The sequence below is a fragment of the Methylobacterium sp. EM32 genome (assembly GCF_040593685.1).
Taxonomy (GTDB): Bacteria; Pseudomonadota; Alphaproteobacteria; order Rhizobiales; family Beijerinckiaceae; genus Methylobacterium.
Window position 1 is genome coordinate 1 of sequence record NZ_JBEXZS010000206.1, and the last position, 4,680, is coordinate 4,680.

Here is a 4,680-nt window from a genome sequence, read left to right on the forward strand (position 1 = left end):
GGCCGAGGTCGAGATCCGCTACGTGGTTCCCGTCGGCCCGGATGGCGAGCGCGGACGCTTTTGTCAGTTGCGGAAGGACTATTTCGACCCGCCAGCGATCCCGATACCGTCGCTTGTCGAGGCGGATCTTGCGCTTGCGGGCGCGAGTGCGCCGGGAATGACCACGCTGATGCCCTGCTCGCGCAGGTCCTGTCGCAGCCAGTCGGCATCATAGCCCTTGTCGGCGATGAGCCGCCGCACGCGGCCGGGTGCCCGGGCCAGCACGGCGGGCGCGATCTTGACGTCACTGGCGTTGCCGGGGGTGAGGTGGATGACGCCGGGGCGGCCGATCACATCGGTGAGGACGTGGATCTTGGTGGTCGGACCCGCTCGCGAAGGGCCGATCGCCTGCTCGCGGCCCCCCCTTTTCCACCGTGGGCGGCGCGCTGGGCTTTGACATAGGTCGCGTCGAGGGCGGCCGCTTCGCCGGACCATCCGGCCTTGGCCAGGGCCTCCAGCATGCCGGTCCAGAAGCGGCGGCGCGACCACCTGTTGAAGCGGTTGTAGACGGTGGTGTGAGGGCCGTAGTCGCTTGGACAATCCTTCCAGCGGCAGCCGGACTTGATGACGTGCAGGATGCCCGACAGGATCGTGCGGTCGTCCTTGCGACGAGCGCCGGGCTGATTGGTGGGCATGAACGGCGCGATCGCCTGCCATTGCTCGTCCGACAGCCAGAACAGCTCTGCCAGAGCCTCCTCCATCTGGGAGGCGCGTAGAATCATATTTCGCACATAACCGCAATACCTTGAACGGGTTTAGACCCTAGCCGGATGCAGGCTTCCGTCTCGTCCGCAAGACTGTGCTTGACCGCATTAGTCAATAACTCGACGATGATCAGCGCGACCGTCAGCCTCTGCTCTCGACTTGCAGGTTCGGCCGTGAAGTCGATGAGCAGGACGATGTCCGACCTGCCGAAGGCGGACAGGACACCGGCACAGAGTTCGCGGCAATGTTGTGAGAACACGAGCGAGGTGGGCGCTTCGTAGATCTGGCGGTTGGGTGGGGCGATGTGCCCGATGCGCTCCACGGCCCGCGCGACGGCACCGGTGCCGTCGCGCATCTGTTTCGCGCGATGTGGTGAAAGGGCTCCGACCAAGCCCTGAAGCTCGTTCGCGACGCGATGATGGATCTCCTGAAGGAGTATCATCGTATGACCGGATCTTCGGTGCTGATCTGTCGCCGGCATCATGGGAAGAACGCCTCGGCTGGAAAAAACTTAGTCGGACCCAAAACCCTCAGCTCAGCGTGATGGCGGAGAGATCGATGGACACCACGAGCGGCTCGGGCATCGGCCGGCCGTCGGGCCGCCGCGGGAAGATCCGTCGCTGCGTCGGGACCTTGATCCCGGAGACGTCGACGTAATCCGAGAGAAAATGCGCGCCCGGCGTGCTGCCGGCGATCTCGACGTCGTAGTCATGCCGGGCGATCAGGCCATCGGCATCGACGTAGAGCGTCTGGATCCGGCTGTGCGTCGCGATGCCGGGCGCGAAGGTGGCCTGCAGCCGACGCCAGACCATGTCGCCGTCGCGCCAGGGCTCGATCTCCTGCGTCTCCACACCCGGATAGGCGAGCAGGAACGGCATGTTGAGGTAGGTCCACATCGCACAGCCCGCGAAGTAGGCGAGTTGCGGATCGCTCCAGGGCGTCTCCAGGGTATGAGCCTGGAACGACGCGCGCGGGTCGACGAGCTCCTCGATCGTTGACCCGGCCGCATCCTCGATCGAGACCCGATCGGGCGTGAAGCGGGAGCGGCGTCCGTCGCTTCCGAACGGCGCGTGCGAGGCCCATTCGTCGCGCAGGCCCACCGTCACGTCGACTGCATCGAGCAGCCCCGCCTTCCCCTTCAGGCCCCAGAGCGCGCCGCCTTGAGCGAGATGCGCTGTCATAGTCGAGAATTGGTTCCAGCGTGCGAGACCGCCATGGGCGTCGAGCACGGTCGCGAGCAAGGTCGTCATGTCGTTCATCCGGTTCAGTGGTCGGCGAGGAAGCGGCCAACCTCGGCGGTGAAATCGGCGATGTGCTGGAACAGGAAGCCGTGGCCCGCATCCGGGTAGAGGACGAGCTTAGCGTCGGGGGCCTCCTGCGCGATGACGTAGGAGCGGTAGGCCGGGATCATCACGTCGGCGACGCCATTGGCGACGAGCACCGGCATGCCGAGGCGCCCGAGCCGCTCGCGCAGCCCGCTCGCTCCGCTGATCGCCCGCAGCTGCGCCATGAAGGCCGCGCCCGTCACCGCCGGGACCCGGTCGGCAACGGCGCCTAGGCGGCGCAGATGGGCGCAGCCCGCCGCGCGGCCGGCCTCCGTTTCGGTGAAGAACAGGAAGAGGAAGTCGTACTCGGTGTTCTGCGGGTGAGCCATGACCTCCGGCACCTTGGGGTGCGGCTGCGGCCCCTCGGCGACGCCGCCCGGTCCCGAACCGGCGATGATCAGCCGGCGCACCCGATCCGGCGCCCGGTGCGCCAGATGCTGGGCGACGAAGCCGCCGAGGGACCAGCCGAGGATATCGGCCTGTTCGAGCCCGACCGCGTCCATGAAGGCGAGGGCGACCTCGGCCATCCCGTCGACCGATGTCGGCACTTCGCCCTCGGATGCACCGATCCCGGCATTGTCGAAGCGGATGATCCGGCGCCCCTCGGCGAGGCGGGCGAGAAACTCAGGGTCCCAGTCGTCGAGGGTGCCGCGGAAGCGCTGGAGCAGCAGGAGGGGCGCGCCGGCCTCGGGTCCCTCGGCGCGGAATGTCAGGCGGCCGAAGCGGGTCGGAACGTGGTGAAGAGTGGATGCCATGGTCGTGCGGGCCTTCCGGTTGTGGCGTTGGGGGAGATCGTGGGGCTGCAACGATGCTAGGGGGTGACGGCCTCGGCCGGGGCGACGGCTCGGGCGGGCTTCCCCGGAGCGGGCCAGCCTTCCGTGACGAGAGCTCGGGCGCTGTCGGCGACGCAGAGCCACGCCCCGGCCATCAGGACGACGTCCTTGAGCACGAGCCGTCCGGCGCCTGAAAGGTAGGGAAAGCCGAACGCACCGTCGCCAAGGGGCGGCACCCAGGCCTACGGTGTAGTGACGAGGAACGAGAGGCTGACCACGGGCGTCAGGAAAGCCAGCACCGCACCGGGGAGCCCCCGGCGCCGCGATCCGAGGCCGATGAGGACGAGGCCGCCGATAATCAGTTCGACGGTTCCGAGCCCGCGGAAGAAGGCGTAGGTCCGGTTGCCCGCATGCCAGGCCCGCTTGGCCGGATCCAGCTCGCCCTCGCGGATGAGATGCGCCGCGTATTCCGTCGGATGCGCGTAGAGGAACGACATGACGGGGCTGTTGGCGACGAAGGGCGTGATGCTGTCCGCCTCGTAGGGGGCGAATTTCAGCGCCCCGATCCAGAGAAACACGATCGCGATCGCGACTCGCGTGGCGCCGATACCGATCCGGGTCGAGGTCGGGCTCGAGACGGCGCCGAGGACGGAGAGGATCCGCTGGTCCATGGTAAGCCTCCGTCGCGTCCGGGATCAGGCTTCGGCCGAGGCCGCGAAGGCATCGAGGGCGCGCGTCCCGTAGACGATGGCTGCGCCCGCCCCGAGGCTCGCGGCGATGCCCAGGGCCTCCGCCAGTTCCTCCTGCGTCGCGCCGAGCTTGCGCGCGGCATCGGTGTGGACGGTGATGCAGCCGTCGCAGCGCAACGTCACCGCGACCGCGACGGCGATCAGCTCGCGCGTCTTGGCGTCGAGGTGGTTCGTTCTCTGCCCCGCCGCGCTCAGAGCGCCGTAGCCCTTGATCGTCTCGGGGCTGAGCTTCGCGAACCCGCCGACGCCGGCTGTCACCTGCTGGCGGTAGAGGTTCCAATCCATCATGTGCATGTCGCTGCCCTCCCGGATCGGCGCCGGCGGAACGTCGGCTGCCGCGACATCAGGGCTAAGCGGTTCGGCGGCCGATGTCGTGAGAGGTGTCGTGAGACGCCGTGAGACGCCTCACTTCACGGCTCATGGCGCTTCACGGACGCTTGGTGTGTCCGGATCGGAGGATGCAGCGACAGATTCGAGCATGACACGCACATCGGGCTGATCGACGAACACTTCATCGGCCTCCAAAAGGGGCATGCCACCTTGCCGGAGCCCAGGACGGACTTCCCCATGCATGGCTGGTCGGCAAGACTTTAGGGCATCGCGGCTCTTCCGAACCGCGATGCGCGGACGATCGGCCGGAGCGCTCGCGACGAGACTGTTTTTCGACGGCTCGCGCCCAGAACGGGATGATACGTGGCCGCAGGGTTCGTTGCCGAGGTCAGGCGCCGGCGAGCTTCGTGTTGGCGACCGGTAGCGAGCGCACGCGTTGTCCCGTCAGTGCCGCGACCGCGTTGAGATTCGCCGGGGGCACGCCCGGCAGCCCGGGCTCGCCGACGCCGCCCATCGGGGCGCCGCTCTCGACGATGCGGACATGGACCGCCGGCATGTGCTCGCGGCGCAGGATCGGGTAGGCGTCGAAGTTCTGCGACTGGCGCAGGCCGTCGCGGTAGACGATCTGCTCGAACAGCACCGAGGAGGTCCCGAGCGCCGCGGCCGACTCGACCTGCGCCGTTACGATCGCCGGGTTGACGACCGAGCCCGGATCGAAGGCGATCCAGAGGTTGTGCACCCGCGCCTCGCCGTCCGCGA

At 68.0% G+C, this 4,680-nt stretch carries 5 protein-coding genes and 2 pseudogenes; all 7 read right to left on the minus strand.

What is annotated here, in order from left to right:
• Nucleotides 1-728, minus strand: a pseudogene (locus tag ABZT49_RS27320) (IS5 family transposase); the annotation flags it as partial.
• 29 nt (nucleotides 729-757) lie between these two features.
• A complete protein-coding gene (locus tag ABZT49_RS27325; RefSeq protein ID WP_355290735.1) occupies nucleotides 758-1,186 on the minus strand; it encodes a histidine kinase dimerization/phosphoacceptor domain -containing protein in 429 nt (142 codons plus the stop codon).
• A gap of 88 nt (nucleotides 1,187-1,274) precedes the next feature.
• Nucleotides 1,275-1,994, minus strand: coding sequence for a hypothetical protein (locus ABZT49_RS27330; protein ID WP_355290737.1), 720 nt, complete (start codon nucleotides 1,992-1,994; stop codon nucleotides 1,275-1,277).
• 14 nt (nucleotides 1,995-2,008) lie between these two features.
• Nucleotides 2,009-2,824: an alpha/beta fold hydrolase gene (locus tag ABZT49_RS27335; RefSeq protein WP_355290739.1), complete on the minus strand. Its 816-nt coding sequence runs from the start codon at nucleotides 2,822-2,824 to the stop codon at nucleotides 2,009-2,011.
• A gap of 56 nt (nucleotides 2,825-2,880) precedes the next feature.
• Nucleotides 2,881-3,513: pseudogene (rclC, locus tag ABZT49_RS27340) on the minus strand (reactive chlorine resistance membrane protein RclC).
• Between the two features lie 24 nt (nucleotides 3,514-3,537).
• A complete protein-coding gene (locus tag ABZT49_RS27345; RefSeq protein WP_355290741.1) occupies nucleotides 3,538-3,885 on the minus strand; it encodes a carboxymuconolactone decarboxylase family protein in 348 nt (115 codons plus the stop codon).
• Between the two features lie 424 nt (nucleotides 3,886-4,309).
• The coding region (locus ABZT49_RS27350) for a molybdopterin cofactor-binding domain-containing protein (RefSeq protein ID WP_355290743.1) at nucleotides 4,310-4,680 on the minus strand (371 nt) is incomplete at its 5' end.